Here is a 16,923-nt window from a genome sequence, read left to right as displayed (position 1 = left end):
TGTGCGGCATGACGTATGTCGAGGACGAGCTCAACAGCCAGCCCGAGTGCTGGACACGCGCCGCCGCCCAGGCGGCACGGCACACGGCGGTGCTCCCGGCGGCGGGGGAGCGAGTGGCCATCGTCGGATGCGGCACCTCGTACTTCATGGCCCAGGCCGCGGCGGCGCTGCGTGAGGGCGCGGGCCAGGGCGAGACGGACGCCTTCGCCGCCTCCGAGTTCCCCAGGGGCCGCGCGTACGACCGGGTCGTCGCCCTCACCCGCTCCGGCACCACCACCGAAGTACTGGAACTGCTCACGGATGTGGGGGGACACACCCGCACCGTCGCGCTCACCGCCGACCCGGACACCCCCGTCATGGCCGCCGCCGACGACGCGGTGGTCCTCGACTTCGCCGACGAACGGTCGGTCGTGCAGACCCGGTTCGCGACCACCGCTCTCACCCTGTTCCGCGCCCACCTGGGCCTGCACACCGACGCCGTCGTCGCCGACGCGCACGCCGCACTCGCGGCCGAGCTGCCGGAAGGGCTCGTCGAGCGCACCCAGTTCACCTTCCTCGGCCGGGGCTGGACCGTCGGACTGGCCAACGAGGCCGGCCTGAAGATGCGTGAGGCATCCCTGTCCTGGACCGAGGCCTACCCGGCCATGGAGTACCGACACGGCCCCATCAGCATCAGCACCGCCGGCACGGCGACCTGGATGTTCGGCGAGGCGCCCGAGGGCCTGGCCGACCAGGTCCGCGACACCGGCGCCCTGTGGGTGCCCGGGGATCTCGACCCGCTCGCCGAACTGGTCCGCGCCCAGCGCCTCGCGGTCGCCGTCGCCGCCGCCCGGGGCCTGGACCCGGACCGGCCCCGCCACCTGACCCGCTCGGTGATCCTCGCCCCCTGACGTCCGTCCCGACACCGACCCCCGACACCCGCGCCCCGACGTGCGGGAAGGGAGAGACCGTGCCCCTCGCCACCACCGGCGACCTGGTCGGCCGCGCCGCCGCCGCGCGCTCCGCCGTCACCGCCTTCAACGTCATCACCCTGGAACATATCGAGGCGGTCGTCGCGGGCGCCGAGTCCGCGCGCACGCCCGTCGTCCTCCAGGTCAGCGAGAACGCCGTGAAGTACCGCTACGGCCGTCTGCTGCCACTGGCCCGCGCGGCCGTCGCCGCCGCCGAGGGCGCCGCCGTGCCCGTCGCCCTGCACCTCGACCACATCCAGAACGACGGCCTGCTGCGCCAGGCCCGGGACGCCGGGTTCAGCTCGGTCATGTACGACGCCTCGCGGCTGCCGTACGCGGAGAACCTCGCGGCTACCCGGGCCGCCGCCGACTGGGCCCACGCCCAGGGGCTGTGGATCGAGGCCGAGCTGGGTGAGGTCGGCGGCAAGAACGGCGCACCGCCCCTCGACGCCCACGCGCCCGGCGCCCGCACCGACCCCGCCGAGGCGCGCGCCTTCGTCGCGGACTCCGGCGTGGACGCCCTGGCCGTCGCCGTCGGCAGCTCCCACGCCATGACCACGCGTACCGCCGCCCTCGACCACGACCTGCTCAAGGAACTGTCGGGCACGCTGGACGTGCCGCTCGTACTGCACGGCTCCTCCGGAGTCCCGGACGGCGAACTCGCCGCGGCGGTCGCGGGCGGCATCTCCAAGGTCAACGTCGGCACCGCGCTCAACATCGCCATGACCGGCGCCATCAGGGAGTACCTCGCCGCCCGCCCCGAAGCCGTCGACTCGCGCGGCTACCTCACCGCGGGCAGGGAGGCCATGGTGCGCACGGTGGCGACGATGGTGCAGGTGGTCGCCCGGGCTACTTCCTGACCGCCTTCAGCACGACGAACTTCCGGTCACTGGCCACCAGGTCGCTGTTGCCGAAAAGGCGCCGCAGCTTGACGTGGTAGCCCAGGTGCCGGTTGCCGACCACCCACAGCTCACCGCCGGGGCGCAGCACGCGCCGCGCCCCGGTGAACATCCGCCACGCCGTGGCGTCGGTCGTCGCCTGGTGGGAGTGGAAGGGCGGGTTGTTGAGTACCAGGTCGACGCTGCCGTCCGGCACCCCCGCCAGTCCGTCGCCGACCCGGAACTCCGCCTGCCCCGCCGCCGCGTTCGCCTTGTACGTCGCCTCCGCCGAGGCCACGGCCTGGAAGGACTCGTCGGTGAACAGGACCTCGGCCCCGGGGTCGGCCAGCGCCACCGCCGTACCGACCACGCCGTTGCCACAGCCCAGGTCCACCACCCGCCGGGCGCGGCCGGCGCCCGGCAGGTGCCGGAGGAAGAACCGGGTGCCGATGTCGAGCCGGTCGGCGCAGAAGACACCGGCGTGATTGACGACGGGCCGGCCGGAGAGCGGCCCGACGTCGTCGGGGAGCCGGTAGCCGAGCGGCCACGGGTTCGGGGGGCGCTTCAGCGAGAGGTCGGGCGTGGCGAAGACGAGCCGGGCCTTCTTCACGGCCGGCGAGGTCCGGGTCGGCCCGACGATCCGCTCGAACAGCCTGAGCGTCGAGGTGTGGATCTCCTTGACCATCCCCGTGCCGACGACGACCGTGCCCTCGTGCAGCGCGGGTGCCAGCCGCAGCAACTGGTCCTCCAGCAGCGCCAGGCTCTTCGGCACCCGCACCAGCAGCACGTCGACACGGTCCGGCGGCGGGTCCTGGGTGGTGAGCAGCCGCACGGCGCCGGGCTCGGCGCCGCCCCGTTCCAGATTGGCGCGCGTCGCCTCCCGCGTGAGGTGGGAGTCGGTGATCTGCACCGGCCGGTGCGCCGCCAGCGCCGTGACCAGCGCTCCCCAGCGGTCGCCGACGACCACGACCGTGCCGGACAGCGGGACCCCCTGCTCCGCGAGGTGTCCGAGCAGATACTCGTCGGAGGCGTCCCAGGCACGGAGCCGGTCGCGCGGGTCCTCGGGGAAGCGGGCCAGCACGTGCTCGCCCCACGGAGTCGTCATACGGTCGCTGCGGTCGTTCATCGTGCGTCCAGGCTAGCCGAGCCGCAGCTCAGGCAGTGCCGGGCGGAGCCAGGGACCTGCGGGGCGCGAGGTGCGGCAGGAGCCCGGTGCAGGGGAGGCAGGAGGGAGCGTGGCGAAGGAAGACGCGGGCAGGAACGGAGTGCAGTGGGGCGGCGGGCAGGAGCGGAGTGCAGGGGGTGGCGGGCAGGAGCGGAGTGCAGGGGGCGGCGGGCAGGATGGGTGACATGGACGCCGAGCTGTTCCCCAGGAGCCGTACCGAGACCGCGCCCGGCGCCGTCCACGTGCCCGACTGGCTCGGCATCGGACCGCAGCGCGAACTGCTGCACGCCTGCCGCGAGTGGGCCCGCCCACCGGCCGGACTGCGCACGGTCCGCACTCCCGGCGGCGGCACCATGACCGCGAGGCAGGTCTGCCTGGGCCTGCACTGGTACCCGTACGCCTACGCCCGCACCGTCGTCGACGGCGACGGCGCGCCGGTGAAGCCCTTCCCGGCCTGGCTCGGAGACCTGGCCCGCCGGGCGGTGACCGACGCGCTCGGCGCCGGCGCGGTGCGGGAGACGCCGTACGACATCGCGCTGATCAACTTCTACGAGGCCGACGCCCGCATGGGTATGCACCGCGACGCCGACGAGCGGTCGGACGCGCCCGTGGTCTCCCTCAGCCTCGGAGACACCTGTGTCTTCCGCTTCGGCAACCCCGAGACCCGGACCCGCCCCTACACCGACGTCGAGCTGCGCAGCGGCGACCTGTTCGTCTTCGGCGGGCCGTCCAGGCTCGCGTACCACGGGGTCCCCAGGGTGCACCCGGGCACCGCGCCACCCGAGTTGGGGCTCACCGGGCGGCTGAACATCACGCTCCGGGCCAGCGGCCTCGAGTCCGGCCGGGTGTGCTGACCGGACAGGCCATCCGGACAGACCATAGGGCCCCGCGCCCGCGGATCATGGGAGACTCCCCCTCATGAGCGGCAAGGCGGACCCCCGGACGGCGGGGGAAGGGACCACCTCGAGGACGCGGCTGGACCGGGGGCGCGGCGCGCTCGGACCCGCGTTGGAGCTCGTGCACACCGGACGCGCCCCCACCCGGGCCGTCCTCACCGCGGAACTCGGCGTGACCCGGGCCACGGCCGGCGCGGTCGCCGCCGAACTGGAGGCGCTCGGCCTGATCCGGGTGGACGCACGGCCCGGTGCCGCGGCCGGTTCCCAGGGCCGCCCCTCGCACCGCCTCGCGGTCGCCGAGGACGGGCCCGTCGCGCTGGCCGCCCAGGTCCACGCCGACGGATTCCGTGCCGCCCTGGTCGGCCTCGGCGGCCGGATCGTCGCCACCGCGCCCGGCTGCGAGGTGGTCGACGCCGACCCGGCGAAGGTGCTCGGCTCCGTCGTCGAGGCGGGCGCGGAACTCCTCCGGGAGACCGGGCGCCGCTGCGTCGGTGCGGGACTCGCCGTACCGTCCGCCGTGGCGGAACCGGAGGGCCTGGCCCTGAACCCGCTCCACCTGGCCTGGCCGGCGGGCGCGCCCGTGCGGCGGATCTTCGCCGAACAGGTGCGCGCCGCCGGTATCGACGGCCCCGCGTTCGCCGCGAACGACGTCAACCTCGCCGCGCTCGCCGAGCACCGGCACGGCGCCGGGCGCGGAGCCCGCGACCTGCTCTGCGTGGCCACCGGGCACCGAGGGGTCGGCGGCGCGCTGGTCCTCGACGGCCGCCTGCACATGGGCAGTTCGGGCCTCGCCCTGGAGGTCGGCCACCTCACCGTCAACCCCGAGGGCCGCCCCTGCCACTGCGGCGGCCACGGCTGCCTGGACGTGGAGACCGACCCGCTGGCCTTCCTCACGGCGGCCGGCCGCGAGCCCGGACCCGAGGTGTCCCTGCTCCAGCAGTCCATCGACCTGATCCGCGGTCACTACGCCGACCCGGCCGTCCGCACCGCGACCGAGACCCTCATCGACCGGCTCGGCCTGGGCCTCGCCGGCCTGGTCAACATCCTCAACCCGGACCGCATCGTCCTCGGCGGACTCCACCGCGCACTCCTCGACGCCGATCCCGGGCGTCTGCGCGCGGTCGTCGCCGACCGCAGCCTGTGGGGCCAGAGCGGAGGGGTGCCGATCCTGCCGAGCATTCTGGACCACAACAGCCTGGTCGGCGCGGCCGAGTTGGCCTGGCAGCCGGTCCTGGACGACCCGCTGGCCGCGCTGGGGTAGCGGGCCGCGTCCGGCCGGAGCGGCCCGCGGGTTCAGGGTGCCGGCCGGTCGCCGCCGCTGGGGGCGTGGCTGAGGTCGACGACGCAGAAGATGTTGCCGTCCGGGTCGGCCAGGACGACGAAGTCGGGGTCGGGCGGGTAGAGGTCCCAGTCGACGGCCCGCGCACCGAGCCCGATCAGCCGCCGCACCTCCGCCCGCTGTTCCTCCGCCGTGTCCGTGAACAGGTCGAGGTGGAGCCGGGGGCGCGGCTCGGCCGGTGACTCGCTGCGCAGCAGGCCGAGGGCCCGGCCGGAACCGTCCGCGTGGCCGAGCGTGCGCCACGTCTCGCTCGCCCACTCCTCGGTTGCGGTCAGGTTCAGAGCGGCCGTCCAGAACGCCACCGCGCGCGGCACGTCCGTGACGCCGATGACGGGGATACCAAGTCTCAGCATGGGCCCGAGCCTACGCGCCGGGCGCGCCCGTGGCCCCGGCGATCAGTCGGCGAAGGTGTTCTCGGTGAGGACGACGAAGGCGTCCCGGGGTTCGGCACTCGGGTACGCCTCGGCGAGTTCGGCGATCCGCCGGTACAACGCCTCCTTCCGTACGGCAGGCCGGCGGTCCCTCACCGGGCAGCCTGCGGCCGGCGAGGAACAGGTGGCCACGGGCGACGCACCCGCCCGACCGGCGGCACATGGTGCCCTGGCCGGCGCCCGCGCGCTCCAGACCCGCCGGCGGGCTGGTGCCCGCGTGCCCGCGCTCCCGACGGCAGCCCGCGGGCGGACTCGATCAGGAGCGCGGGAAGCAGCAGCGGACCCGGCGCGTACTCCTCGCGAGGTAGGCACACTGCCGCTGGCCGTACGACGACCCGGACCCGTCCCGGGGGCGAGGCTCGGAAGCGACGAACAAGGACGTCACCGGCACGTCACCGAGGACGTCACCGAGGACATCGCTACCGAGGAGTTGGACGACATGCAGATCCTGGCACACTTCGGCGACGGCGGGCCCGGCCCGTGGATCCTGTTCTTCCCGGTCATCTGGGCGCTGGTCATCGCAGGCGGCATCACCCTGCTGCGCCGCACGGTCTGGCGCGGACGCCGTGGCCCGGGGCGGCCGCCCACCGTCGACGACAATTCACCCATCAGCGTCCTCGGCCACCGCTTCGCCTCCGGCGAGATCGACGAGGACGAGTACTGGCGCCGGCTGTCCGTGCTGGACGAGCAGTTCGGCCGCAAAGGCAACGGCGGTGCGGCATGACCCCGACGACCGCCGCCCGGACCGCCGTCCGGGTCGTCGACCCCGTGAAGGTGTACGGCGGTGGCGACACCGCCGTACAGGCCCTGGACGGGGTCGGCGTGGACTTCCCGGCCGGCCGCTTCACCGCCGTGACGGGCCCTCGGGTTCCGGCAAGCCCACCCTGACGCACTGCGCGGCCGGACCGGACACGCTCACCTCGGGCACCGCGCGCATCGGCGACACCGACGGCGAGGGGCGGTGGCCGGGGGCGTCGCCGGTCCCGTCCGCCGGGCGGCGACGGCCGGTACCGTACCGCCCGCTCCGCCCGCTCCGCCCGCGGCGGCGAAGGGTCACCGCCCGGTCAGCCGGCAACGGCCGACCGGGCGGGAGCGGGTTGGGACCTGCCCAGGTCGACCGCGTGCTCCACGTCCGCGAAGGCGGCGGCCGGCACCTCCTCGACCAGGCGCCGCGGCGGGCGTGCGGAGACGGGCGGGGCGGCGGGCGTCGGGAGCGTGAACCAGACGACCTTGCCGGACTCGCCGTCCGGCCGGGCACCCCAGCTCTCGCTCATCGCCGCCACCATGGAGAGCCCGCGTCCGCAGGTCGCGAACGGCTCGGCGTCGTCCACCACGGGCAGACGCGGGTCGTGATCGCGCACGGAGACGGTGAGCCGGTCAAGGAGCAGCTCTATCTCCACGGTGCACGTCTTGTCGGGCCGGGCATGGAGATGGACGTTGGTCAACAACTCCGTGACGCCGAGCGCTGCCCGGTCGATCAGGAGATCCAGATGCCAGTAGCGCAATTGCGCAGATACGATTCTGCGGACCTGGCCGATCCGCGACGGCAGGGCTTGGAGCTCTACCGTGCAGTGTCTGCTTGGGTGACTGATCACGGCTGCGACTCCCCGACATAGAGGTCCGGAAGAACACGGAGTTCGGATCCAGCAGGGCGCACGCGGCACGCCGCCGCCTGCTGCCAAGGCCGGCGGGCTGGTTCGCAGCGTTATCGCCGGTAAACCCAGAGTGACGTGAGACCAGCGTGACGCAAGGGGTAAGGCACCGCAACTTACGGACATCTCAACCGTGGTGCCCGGCCGCCCTGCGCACCGCCTCGATGAAACGGCGAGCAGCCGGCGGTCCCGGCTCACCCGGCGCGGGGTCCCGCTCGCCGAGCGTCAGCAGGTACCGCTTGCCGTCTAGGTCGGCGAGGGCCCGGTCCTGAGGAGCGAACCAGGGCCGGGAGGCGCGCACCGCCTGCACCGGAGCGCTGTCGATCTCACTGCCGTAGCTGGTGAGCAACTCCACCCGGCCACCGCTGATCCGGACCGTTCCGCCCTCGGTGAGTGAGCGCAGCCGCTTGCCGATCCGCACCCCCGTGGCCCTGAACTCCGGCTCCGCCATGCCGTCGCCCCCCTCGTGCGCGTCGGTTGCCGGACCGTGCACCTCGCTGGGCCCGTACCGGCCGGCTCGTGTCGTGCTCCAGTGTGCGCCCGCGGCGGGAACCCCGGTCCCGCCCGCTGGCAGTCTGCCCGTACCCCGCGTCGAGCACCAGTACGCGCCGCCTCTTTCCGGAGGCGGCCGGAGCACTCGCGCGAATGCGCCCCCACCGGGCCGGCCCCTGGCCCCCAGGGGTGCCTTTGAGGCTCCCAAAGCTGTGTTTATGCAGGTGAGAAGCGTGTGGAAGGTGCCTATGATCGAGGCGTCGGCCGCGCGACGCGCCGTCGGCGCGCAGCGTAAGGAGCCCCGTCGTGAGCACCCCCCAGCAGACCCGCACCGGCGCCACCCTCGACGTCGACCACAGCGACACCGCCTACCGCGCATGGCTGAAAGAGGCCGTGCGCAAGGTCCAGGCCGATGCCAACCGCTCGGCCGACACCCACCTGCTCCTCTTCCCGCTGCCCGAGCGGTGGGGCATCGACCTCTATCTGAAGGACGAGTCAACCCACCCCACCGGCAGCCTCAAACACCGCCTCGCCCGCTCGCTCTTCCTCTACGGCCTGTGCAACGGCTGGATCCGGCCGGACCGCCCGGTGATCGAGGCGTCCAGCGGCTCCACGGCCGTCTCCGAGGCGTACTTCGCGAAGCTGATCGGCGTCCCCTTCATCGCGGTCATGCCGCGCACGACCAGTCCCGAGAAGATCCGCCTGATCGAGTTCCACGGCGGCCGGTGCCACTTCGTGGACGACTCCCGCCGGATGTACGAGGAGTCCGCACGCCTCGCGGCCGAGACCGGCGGCCACTACATGGACCAGTTCACCTACGCCGAACGCGCCACGGACTGGCGCGGCAACAACAACATCGCCGAGTCGATCTTCCGGCAGTTGCGGCTGGAACGCTTCCCCGAACCGGCGTGGATCGTCGCCACGGCCGGCACCGGCGGCACCTCGGCGACCCTCGCCCGCTACGTGCACTACATGCAGCACGACACCCGCGTCTGCGTCGCCGACCCGGAGAACTCCTGCTTCTTCGAGGGCTGGACCACCGGCGACCCGGACGTCACCTGCGACTGCGGCTCCCGGATCGAAGGCATCGGCAGGCCCCGTATGGAGCCGAGCTTCGTACCCGGCGCCATCGACCGCATGATGAAGGTGCCGGACGCGGCGAGCGTGGCGGCCGTCCGCGCCCTGGAACAGGCCATCGGCCGCAAGGCGGGCGGCTCCACGGGCACCGGGCTGTGGAGCGCGCTGAAGATCGTCGCCGAGATGGTGGCGGAGGGGCGGCAGGGGAGCGTGGTGACGCTGCTGTGCGACCCGGGGGACCGGTACCTCGACAAGTACTACTCGGACGCCTGGCTCGCCGAACAGGGCCTCGACATCGGCCCGTACACGGCGGCGATCGAATCACTGCTGCACACGGGCACCTGGCCCGGCTGACCCGGCGCGACGAGCCGTGGGCCGCGGGGCGGGTGGCGGGTGGCGGCGTGCTACGGGCGGGTGAGCCGCCGGTCCAGCGAGGTGACCGCGTCCCGGAAGGCCCGTCCCAGACCCGGACGCGCGCGGTTCAGCACGAACCGGAACGGCGCCGTACCGTCCGCCGCGAACGTCCACCGCACGCGCGTACCCGCCCCGGCCGGTGTCAGCCGCCACTCCTCGACCACGGCCCGGGCGCCGGGCGCGTTGGTGACGTCCACGCGGTAGGCGTACACCTCGGGCCGCTCGGCCGTCAGCACCGTCTCCACGAAGCGCGTACCGCCCTTGAGACGGATCTCGCGGCCCGCGCCCTCACCGACGGGCCGGGCGAACGTCACCGCCGAGAACCAAGCCGTCCAGCCCGGTACGTCCTCGGCGAGCGCGCGGAAGACCACATCAGGGGCGGCGGAGATCTCGCGCGCGAAGATCAGGCGCACCGGAGCGGTCTCGACGAAGTCGAGACCCACCGGACGCAGACGGCGAACCATGAGCACAACCCCCTTGAGCGAAACCGCGCACGCGGACGATCGGCCGGGAGGCGTCACGATAGCCGGGGCCGCGCCGGGTGTCAGCGGGACCCGGACGGCACCACGGCGGCACCACGGCGTTTCTCGGGGCAGGACCAGGAACGCCCGACGGCGTTCACCGAGGTCAGTCGGCCGTCTCCGGCTCGCCCGCCACGACCAGTCCCAGGTGCTCCGCGATCTCCGCACGGGCGTCCGCCGGCAGGCCGGCGTCGGTCACCAGCGTGTCCACCTGCTCCAGGGCGGCGAACGAACTCAGGCCCACGACACCCCACTTGGTGTGGTCGGCGACCACCACGACACGCCGCGCCGACTGCACCAGCCGCCGGTTGGTCTCGGCCTCCGCGAGGTTCGGCGTCGACAGACCGGCCTCGGCCGATATCCCGTGCACGCCGAGGAACAGCACGTCGAAGTGGAGCGTCGCGATCGCCTGGTCGGCGACCGGGCCCACCAGGGAGTCGGACGGAGTCCGCACACCGCCCGTGAGCACCACCGTGGCCGCACCCTGCCGCGCCCCGGAGGTGCGCTGCGCCACGTGGAAGACGTCGGCCACCCGCACCGAGTTCGTGACCACCGTCAGATCCGGCACGTCCAGCAGCCGGTGCGCCAGCGCGTACGTGGTCGTGCCGCCCGACAGGGCGATCGCCGCGCCCGGCGCGACCAGTTCCGCCGCGGCCCGCGCGATGTCCTCCTTGGCGGTCGGCTCCAGACCCGACTTGGCCTCGAACCCCGGCTCGTGCGTGCTCGCCTCGACCACCGGGACCGCGCCGCCGTGCACCTTCTCCAGGACGCCCTGCCGGGCCAGCGCGTCGAGATCGCGGCGGACCGTCATGTCCGACACGCCGAGCTTGCGGGTCAGCTCGTTGACCCGGACTCCGCCCCGCCGGCGCACCTCGTCGAGGATCAGGGCGCGCCGCTGCTCCGCGAGGAGGTTCGGGTTCTCACTCACGTACGCTTCGGTCCTTTCGCCGCGAAACCGTCCGACACACCCGGCGCACCTGCTCCGACGAGGAGTTCCCCCGCTCCGGTGCGCGGACGTCCCATCCTCGCACGCCCCGGCACGGGCCGCGCCACCGCCTGCACGCCGCGCACATGCCACTCACCCACCACACCGACTCCAGTCCACCCATCCCGGCGTCACCGTCACACGGTTCGGGGAGATTCCGTGCCGAGGGGTGTGCGACGCCCGCTCAGCGGAGATCCTGGTGCCCGCGCGGACAGAGCCGACGGCGCGTCACGGGGGAGTGCGGAGAGTGGAACAGGCACAGGAACGGGCCGGAACAGGCGGACGGGACGCTTCCGGACCGCGCGACGGGACAGGCGGCGAAGGCGGGAGCGAGGGGAGGACCGGCACCGCCCTCGAGCTCCTGGTGCACGGAGTCGGCGGCACGACACCCGCCGAGATGCTGGACGACCCGCGGACCGTGCGGATCACCGGCGACCACATCGCGGCCGTCTTCCGGCGCACCGAGGACGCCGACGCCGAGTCCCGGCCCGAGGACTACCGGGGCCGGCCGGTGCCCGAGGCCTACGTCTGGTGCAACCTCACCTCCGGCAACGGCACCCGCGCCCTGTGGCTGCTGCTCCTGCCCTTCATGGTGGTCAACCTCGCCCACTGGATGCGGCCCACCGCACACGGCCGGATCCGGACGGTCCGCCTCTACGGGCTGCTCGTGCGGCTCGCGGGACTCACTCTGACGGTGCTGCTGGTCGCCGCGGCCTGCGAGGTCGCGCTCGACCTCGTGGCCTGGCAGTGCGCGGGCACGCGCGCGTGCGCCGAGCGGCACTCCTGGCTGGGCTTCCTGTCGCCGGTGATGTCGGACGGCGGCTGGTGGAGCCCGCCCGGCCGCAGGCTCGCCCTCGCCGCCGCGGTGCCCGCCGCGCTCACCGGCCTCCTGTGGTACCTGTCGCTGCGTACCTGGCGGGCGTACGAATCCCAGCAGCCGATGGACCGAGAGACCGACCCCGAGGCGGACCCCTCCCGCACCGCCCTCGGCCGGCCCGGGTTCTGGTACGGGCGCCGCCTGGTGGCCCGGCTGCGCGCCGCCCACACCGCCGCCGCCCTGCTGACGGTCGCCGCGGCGGTCGGCGCACCGGCGGCCCGCTTCGACCGCCGGCCGGGCGGGCCCGCGCTGCTCGACACACTGGGCTGGGTCCTGGAGGCGGCCCTCGCCGCAGGGGCGGTCGTCGTGGTCGCGGTGGTCTGCCGCCGGGGCCGCAGCGAGAACCGCCTCGACCGGGAACTCGACGAGCACCTGGTACGTCGCCTGCCGCTCGCCGCCCTCGTCCTGTTCGTCCTCGCGCTCGTGTACGGCGGCTGGGCCCGCCCCGAGTGGCGGTCGGCCGGGCGGCTGCCGGGGGACATGACCTTCGGCGGCATCGCCCTGGTGCAGGGTCTGCTGGTCATCGCCCTCGCCGTGGCCGCGCACCTGCTGCACCGCAGCCTGCCCGACGACCGCGCCGCCGTCCGCGGCCTCGGCGGGCCCGCCGTCGCCATGCTGGCCTGCGCGCTGGGCGGCGTGATGTCCGGCGGTGTCTCCCAGCGCGTGTCGGACTGGCTGGACGGCACCGGCGCCTCCATCGACGGCCCGCCCGTCCTGCTGACCTGGCAGGCGTCCGTCATCCCACCCCTGCTCGTCGTCGTATCCCTGCTCTGCGCCGCGCTCGCCCGGCACACCTGGCGCCTGGCCCGCGCCGAACGGGACGCCGTGGAGGGCGACGACCATCCGGGGGAGGCGGGGGATCCGGGGCGCACCCGACGCATCGCGCTCACCCGCGCCATGGCCGCCCTCACCGACCGGGCACCCCTCCTCGTCGCCATCGTCTCCGCCGCCACGCTGCTGCTCGGTGCCGGAGCCCTCGTCGGTGCCCTGACGACCGACCAGGTACCCGGCGACGCCGCGCGCGGGACGTACCCCGTCGTGCACGGGGCCGCACAGACCGCGCAGGCGCTGGGCTCCTGGCTCGTCGGCCTCGGCTTCATACTGTTCGTCACCTGGGGCAGGCGCGCCTACAAGGACGCCTCCGCGCGGCGCACCATCGGCATCCTGTGGGACGTCGGCACCTTCTGGCCGCGCGCCGCCCACCCCTTCGCACCGCCCTGCTACGCCGAGCGCGCCGTGCCCGACCTGACCTGGCGGATGGCGACCTGGACCCGGGCCACCGGCGGGCGGCTGGTCATCTCGGGCCACTCGCAGGGCAGCGTGCTGGCCGCCTCGGCGGCCTGGCAGCTGGAGCCGGCGGCACGCAAGCGGGTCGCCCTGCTCACCTACGGCTCACCCCTGGAGCGGCTGTACGGCCGCTGGTTCCCCGCCCACTTCGGACCGGCCGCGCTCGCCTCACTGCACGAGGAGGTCGACTGCTGGCGCAACCTGTACCGGCGCACCGACCCGATCGGCGGTCCGATGCGGCTGCCCGGCGACTCGGGCCCCGCGGTGGACCGCGCCCCCCTCAAGGACCCGCTCACCTACGGCCGCACCGAACTCCACCCGCTGCCCGCGCCGATCCTGGGCCACTCCGACTACCAGGCCGACCCGGCCTTCGCCGAGGAACGGCAGCGGCTGCTGGCCCGGCTGCGCCCGGAGGTACCGGCGCCGCGCCACACCGACCGGCCGGCGTCCGTCCCGGCGGCGGACGGCGGGCCCGAGGACTGCTGAGGACCGATGAGGGACCGCTGAGGTCTGCCGGGGCGATCGGACCCCCGCGGCCCCCGTGGACCCGAGGATCCGCGTGGACCCGAGGTTCCGTGTGGATCCGAGGTTCCGTATGGATCCGCACCCGCCGGGGCTGCCACCGCGGCCCCGGCGGGTGGTCTTCCTACGGCAGCTACGGCAGCTCCGGCAGCTCCGGCAGGTCCTCGGCGTACAGCAGGGTCAGGTCGTCCGTGCTGGGATCGGCCACCTGGGCGACCCGGCTCGCGTGCCGTTCCACCATCGCCTCGAAAGTCTGCCGTGCGGTACGGCCGTTGCCGAAGGCCGGGCCCTTGGGGATCGCCGTGAAGTACTTCGTCAGTGCCTCGGACGCGCCCGGCGCGAGCCGGTACTCGTGCTCGTCGGCCTGCTGCTCCACGATCCGCAGCAGCTCTCCGGGCCCGTAGTCGCCGAAGGTGATGGTCCGTGAGAAACGGGACGCGACCCCGGGGTTGACGGAGAGGAAGCGCTCCATCTCCGCCGTGTACCCCGCAACGATCACCACCACCGCGTCGCGCTGGTCCTCCATCAGCTTCACCAGCGTGTCGATGGCCTCCTTGCCGAAGTCCCGGCCCGCGTCCTCGGGGGACAGCGCGTACGCCTCGTCGATGAACAGCACGCCGCCGTGCGCCCGCTGGAACGCCTCCTGGGTGCGGATCGCCGTGGAGCCGATGTGCTCGCCGACCAGGTCGACCCGGGACACCTCCACCAGGTGCCCCTTGTCCAGCACACCGAGGGAGGCGAGGATCTCGCCGTACAGCCGGGCGACCGTCGTCTTGCCGGTGCCGGGGGAGCCGGTGAAGACCAGATGGCGTTTGACCGACGCGGCCTTGAGACCCGCCTGCTGCCGGCGCCGGCCCACCTCGATCATGTCGGTCAGGGCCCGCACCTCGCGCTTGACGCTGTCCAGGCCCACCAGCGCGTCCAGTTCGCCGAGGACGGCCTTGGAGGTCCGCGTCGGCTCCTGCGGACCGGCGCCCGCGAGCAGGGGCTCCTGCTCGGTGCTGCGCTGCCCCGGGATCGTGCCCAGCAGGCCGGGGGTCTGGCTCACCGTCTGCACGACGGGCTCCGGCGCGGGAGGCGGTGTCAGGCCACCGCTCTCGTCGCTGGTGCAGTCCTCGACGAGCGGACCGGAGTCGTACGCCGTGTCAGGGCCGCCGTCCGCGAACTCGTATCCGCCGCGCGCGCACCGCTCCGTACGGCATTTCCGCAGCGTCGTACGGCAGCCGTCGATCACGTGGAAACCGTAGCCGGCGCTGCCGGTCACCCGGCAGTTCAGGAAGCTGCCGCGGCCGCCGGCCGACACGTAGACGCCCGCCTCCGAAGGGGAGTCGACCGTGCAACGCTCGATGGTGGGGTCGGCGCCCTTGGTGACGATCACACCGGTGCGGTTGCCGTCCAGGGTGCAGTTGTTCAGGGTGCCGCCGCTGCCGTGGTCGCGGAACCAGGCGCCGGTGGCCGCGTCCCGGATGCGGCAGTCGTCGAGCTGCGCGGTGGCACCGTCGCTCACCGACACCGCCGTGTTGCGCACCTGCGACAGGTCGCTGTCGACGACGTCCGCGCGCGAACCGCGGTCCAGGACGAACAGCGCGTCCGGTACGTCGTGCACCCGGCAGGAGTCGAGCACCGCGGTCGCGCCGTCGCTGACCCAGACCGCCGGGTAGTCGCCGGTGCTGTCGAAGATCTCGCACTGGTTGGCGTCCACCCGGGTGCCCGGGTCCCACACCGACAGGCCGTTGCGCCCGAACTGCCGCACGCTGGTGCGGGTCAGGGTGAGGACGGAGCGGGAACGCAGGTCGACCGCGTTCTCCGGGATGTCGTGGATACGGCAGTCGGCGAGCGTGAGAACGGCGTCCGTGTCGAGCGTGACGCCGTCGCCGGTGGTGCGGTGCACGTCGCAGTCGGTGAGATGGGCGGTGGCGCGGCCGGTGACCTGCACGCCGCTGCCCCGTACCTCGTACACCTCGCAGCCCACGGCCTCCAGCGAGGACCCCTCACCCGTCGCCGTCAGGCCCGAACCCGCGGCGTGGTGGATCCGGCAGCGGTCCAGCCGGGGGTGCGCCCCGGAGCGCACCGCGACACCAGCCTGACCGGCCGAGACGACCTCGCACTCCTCGAACACACCGCCGCCGCCGTCGAGAACGGCGATACCGACACCGGCCGGATTGTCGACGGTGCAACGCCGCACCGTCGGCCGTGCGCTGCCGCGCACCTCTATCCCGGACGCGGAACGCGTGACGACCCGCAGGTCCAGCAGCTCCGGTGTCCCGTCCTCCACGAGCACCGCGGGCGCCGCCGCGTCCTGGCCCTCCACGTGCAGGTCCTGGATCACCGCCGAGGCGCGCACGGTCAGCGGGACGCCGTCGACCGGCGTGATCCGTACCGATCCCTGGACGCCCTCGGGCCCGCGGAGGGTCACCGCCCGCTGGACGACGAGGTTCTCCCGGTAGGTCCCGGGGGCGATGGTGAGGACGTCACCGTCGGCCGCGGCCTCCAGGGCGGCGGCGAGCGATGCGTACTCACCTGTGCGGCGCCGCCACCGCGAGGTACCGGTGTGCGTCACCTGGACCGTGCCCTGTGCCATGGCGTTGCTGTGCCCCCACCTCGTCGTACGCGGGTCGTCGCCGATTCGGTTCGGCCGGTCCACCGTAGCGTGCGCACAGCTGGTGAGTTGACCGGAGGCGGAAGCCCGTCAACTGCCCGCGCCCGTCCTGCCCCAGTCCGGGCCGGCCCGGTCCCACTCCTGCTCCAGGTACGCGTACCTGCGGCGGACCATGCGCCACACGACGATCCGCCTGCCGGTCTCGACCAGGGCGGCTGCCACCACGGCGGCACCGAAACCGGCGAGCACGGCATGGGTCGTCGCGGTCGCGGAGTCCAGCGGGCGGGCCACCGTCCGGCCCTGTCCGTCGGTCCATATCGCGAAGCGGTCGCCGATGGCCGGGTCGTCGACGCGCGCCATGACGGAGCCCTCGTGCCGCGAGCCGTCCGGTGCGGTCCATTCGGCGAGGACACGACCGCGCCGGTCCCCGGCGGAAGTGCCCTCGGGGTCGACGGTCAGGGGCGGACGCTCCAGTGCGCGGACCACGGTGGCCGTGACCCGGTGCCGGGACTCGTGCTGGTCGCGTACCGACCGCTGCAGTGCGTCCTGCGCCGCACCGCCCACCAGCGCGCCGGTCAGGAGGGCCGCGAACAGGATCAGCAGCAGTCCCGCCAGCGCCACCCACGCCTCGGCCCGGTCGGTCGCGCGGCACAGGGGATTGTGCCGCCAGCGCCAGAGCCCGCTGATCGCCCGCACGATCCGCACTCCCTTCCCGCTCCGTACCGCACCTCCCCGCCGAGCCGCTCGCGCGCGGGACGGTCCGGGAGAGCGCGCCATCGCCTCTCGTCGGGGCTCGCGGCCGGAATGCTCATGAACGTCTCAGGACGTCCAACGCGCG

16 protein-coding genes and 1 pseudogene are annotated in these 16,923 nt (G+C 73.9%); 8 read left to right on the top strand and 9 right to left on the bottom strand.

All coding sequences use genetic code 11. The annotated features are described in order from the left end of the window. The first annotated feature begins 8 nt into the window (after positions 1-8). On the top strand, positions 9-890 hold the full coding sequence (locus ACZ4V1_RS08580; protein ID WP_468331406.1) for an SIS domain-containing protein: 882 nt from the start codon (positions 9-11) through the stop codon (positions 888-890). A 59-nt stretch (positions 891-949) separates the two neighbouring features. Further along, a complete protein-coding gene (locus tag ACZ4V1_RS08575) occupies positions 950-1,810 on the top strand; it encodes a class II fructose-bisphosphate aldolase (RefSeq protein WP_468331404.1) in 861 nt (286 codons plus the stop codon). Here the strand turns inward: ACZ4V1_RS08575 and ACZ4V1_RS08570 are convergent. After that, complete coding sequence (locus tag ACZ4V1_RS08570) at positions 1,800-2,933, bottom strand: methyltransferase (RefSeq protein WP_468332309.1); 1,134 nt, start codon at positions 2,931-2,933, stop codon at positions 1,800-1,802. The genes ACZ4V1_RS08575 and ACZ4V1_RS08570 overlap by 11 nt on opposite strands. A 245-nt stretch (positions 2,934-3,178) precedes the next feature. On the opposite strand from ACZ4V1_RS08570, the gene ACZ4V1_RS08565 reads away from it, so the two are divergent. Both ACZ4V1_RS08565 and ACZ4V1_RS08560 read left to right on the top strand, forming a co-directional pair. Next, positions 3,179-3,847, top strand: a complete 669-nt coding sequence (locus ACZ4V1_RS08565; protein ID WP_468331400.1) for an alpha-ketoglutarate-dependent dioxygenase AlkB family protein — start codon at positions 3,179-3,181, stop codon at positions 3,845-3,847. A gap of 64 nt (positions 3,848-3,911) precedes the next feature. After that, on the top strand, positions 3,912-5,150 hold the full coding sequence (locus ACZ4V1_RS08560; RefSeq protein WP_468331397.1) for an ROK family protein: 1,239 nt from the start codon (positions 3,912-3,914) through the stop codon (positions 5,148-5,150). Positions 5,151-5,182: 32 nt separating this feature from the next. Here ACZ4V1_RS08560 and ACZ4V1_RS08555 read toward each other — a convergent pair whose 3' ends face one another. Both ACZ4V1_RS08555 and ACZ4V1_RS08550 read right to left on the bottom strand, forming a co-directional pair. Then, complete coding sequence (locus ACZ4V1_RS08555) at positions 5,183-5,581, bottom strand: VOC family protein (protein ID WP_468331394.1); 399 nt, start codon at positions 5,579-5,581, stop codon at positions 5,183-5,185. Between the two features lie 42 nt (positions 5,582-5,623). Beyond that, positions 5,624-5,719 (bottom strand): tautomerase family protein, encoded by a 96-nt coding sequence (locus ACZ4V1_RS08550; protein WP_468331390.1) that lies wholly within the window; start codon positions 5,717-5,719, stop codon positions 5,624-5,626. 379 nt (positions 5,720-6,098) lie between these two features. Between ACZ4V1_RS08550 and ACZ4V1_RS08545 the strand changes: the two genes are divergently transcribed. After that, the gene (locus ACZ4V1_RS08545; RefSeq protein ID WP_468331387.1) at positions 6,099-6,383 is read left to right on the top strand and encodes an SHOCT domain-containing protein; all 285 of its coding nucleotides are present in this window, start codon (positions 6,099-6,101) and stop codon (positions 6,381-6,383) included. Beyond that, positions 6,380-6,609: pseudogene (locus ACZ4V1_RS08540) on the top strand (ABC transporter ATP-binding protein); the annotation flags it as partial. The gene ACZ4V1_RS08545 and the pseudogene ACZ4V1_RS08540, both read left to right, overlap by 4 nt. 114 nt (positions 6,610-6,723) lie before the next feature. Here ACZ4V1_RS08540 and ACZ4V1_RS08535 read toward each other — a convergent pair. Both ACZ4V1_RS08535 and ACZ4V1_RS08530 read right to left on the bottom strand, forming a co-directional pair. Continuing rightward, entirely contained in the window at positions 6,724-7,254 is a 531-nt protein-coding gene (locus ACZ4V1_RS08535; protein WP_468331384.1) for an ATP-binding protein, read from the bottom strand. 184 nt (positions 7,255-7,438) lie between these two features. Beyond that, the gene (locus ACZ4V1_RS08530) at positions 7,439-7,762 is read right to left on the bottom strand and encodes a hypothetical protein (RefSeq protein WP_468331381.1); all 324 of its coding nucleotides are present in this window, start codon (positions 7,760-7,762) and stop codon (positions 7,439-7,441) included. 347 nt (positions 7,763-8,109) lie between these two features. On the opposite strand from ACZ4V1_RS08530, the gene cds1 reads away from it, so the two are divergent. Then, complete coding sequence (cds1, locus tag ACZ4V1_RS08525) at positions 8,110-9,234, top strand: L-cysteine desulfhydrase Cds1 (protein WP_468331378.1); 1,125 nt, start codon at positions 8,110-8,112, stop codon at positions 9,232-9,234. A gap of 50 nt (positions 9,235-9,284) precedes the next feature. Here cds1 and ACZ4V1_RS08520 read toward each other — a convergent pair whose 3' ends face one another. Together ACZ4V1_RS08520 and ACZ4V1_RS08515 are read right to left on the bottom strand one after the other, a co-directional pair. Continuing rightward, positions 9,285-9,758, bottom strand: a complete 474-nt coding sequence (locus tag ACZ4V1_RS08520) for an SRPBCC family protein (protein WP_468331375.1) — start codon at positions 9,756-9,758, stop codon at positions 9,285-9,287. 163 nt (positions 9,759-9,921) lie between these two features. Then, on the bottom strand, positions 9,922-10,743 hold the full coding sequence (locus ACZ4V1_RS08515) for a DeoR/GlpR family DNA-binding transcription regulator (protein WP_468331371.1): 822 nt from the start codon (positions 10,741-10,743) through the stop codon (positions 9,922-9,924). A gap of 304 nt (positions 10,744-11,047) precedes the next feature. Between ACZ4V1_RS08515 and ACZ4V1_RS08510 the strand changes: the two genes are divergently transcribed. After that, a complete protein-coding gene (locus ACZ4V1_RS08510; protein WP_468331368.1) occupies positions 11,048-13,450 on the top strand; it encodes a hypothetical protein in 2,403 nt (800 codons plus the stop codon). A 169-nt stretch (positions 13,451-13,619) separates the two neighbouring features. Here the strand turns inward: ACZ4V1_RS08510 and ACZ4V1_RS08505 are convergent, their stop codons facing one another. Together ACZ4V1_RS08505 and ACZ4V1_RS08500 are read right to left on the bottom strand one after the other, a co-directional pair. Then, the gene (locus tag ACZ4V1_RS08505) at positions 13,620-16,067 is read right to left on the bottom strand and encodes a right-handed parallel beta-helix repeat-containing protein (protein WP_468331365.1); all 2,448 of its coding nucleotides are present in this window, start codon (positions 16,065-16,067) and stop codon (positions 13,620-13,622) included. Between the two features lie 108 nt (positions 16,068-16,175). After that, positions 16,176-16,781 (bottom strand): Rv1733c family protein, encoded by a 606-nt coding sequence (locus ACZ4V1_RS08500; protein ID WP_468331362.1) that lies wholly within the window; start codon positions 16,779-16,781, stop codon positions 16,176-16,178. Positions 16,782-16,923: the final 142 nt, after the last annotated feature.

The organism is Streptomyces sp. NPDC028991, assembly GCF_055564775.1.
The sequence above is the reverse complement of the archived record's forward strand: the minus strand, read 5'-3'. Positions and strand labels throughout refer to the sequence as shown.

Coding starts and splice junctions, on each gene's coding strand:
- ACZ4V1_RS08545 (WP_468331387.1), top strand. CDS start 6,099: ATGCAGATCCTGGCACACTTCGGCGACGGCGGGCCCGGCCCGTGGATC.
- ACZ4V1_RS08565 (WP_468331400.1), top strand. CDS start 3,179: ATGGACGCCGAGCTGTTCCCCAGGAGCCGTACCGAGACCGCGCCCGGC.
- ACZ4V1_RS08530 (WP_468331381.1), bottom strand. CDS start 7,762: ATGGCGGAGCCGGAGTTCAGGGCCACGGGGGTGCGGATCGGCAAGCGG.
- ACZ4V1_RS08520 (WP_468331375.1), bottom strand. CDS start 9,758: ATGGTTCGCCGTCTGCGTCCGGTGGGTCTCGACTTCGTCGAGACCGCT.
- ACZ4V1_RS08505 (WP_468331365.1), bottom strand. CDS start 16,067: ATGGCACAGGGCACGGTCCAGGTGACGCACACCGGTACCTCGCGGTGG.
- ACZ4V1_RS08555 (WP_468331394.1), bottom strand. CDS start 5,581: ATGCTGAGACTTGGTATCCCCGTCATCGGCGTCACGGACGTGCCGCGC.
- ACZ4V1_RS08570 (WP_468332309.1), bottom strand. CDS start 2,933: ATGACGACTCCGTGGGGCGAGCACGTGCTGGCCCGCTTCCCCGAGGAC.
- ACZ4V1_RS08580 (WP_468331406.1), top strand. CDS start 9: ATGACGTATGTCGAGGACGAGCTCAACAGCCAGCCCGAGTGCTGGACA.
- ACZ4V1_RS08560 (WP_468331397.1), top strand. CDS start 3,912: ATGAGCGGCAAGGCGGACCCCCGGACGGCGGGGGAAGGGACCACCTCG.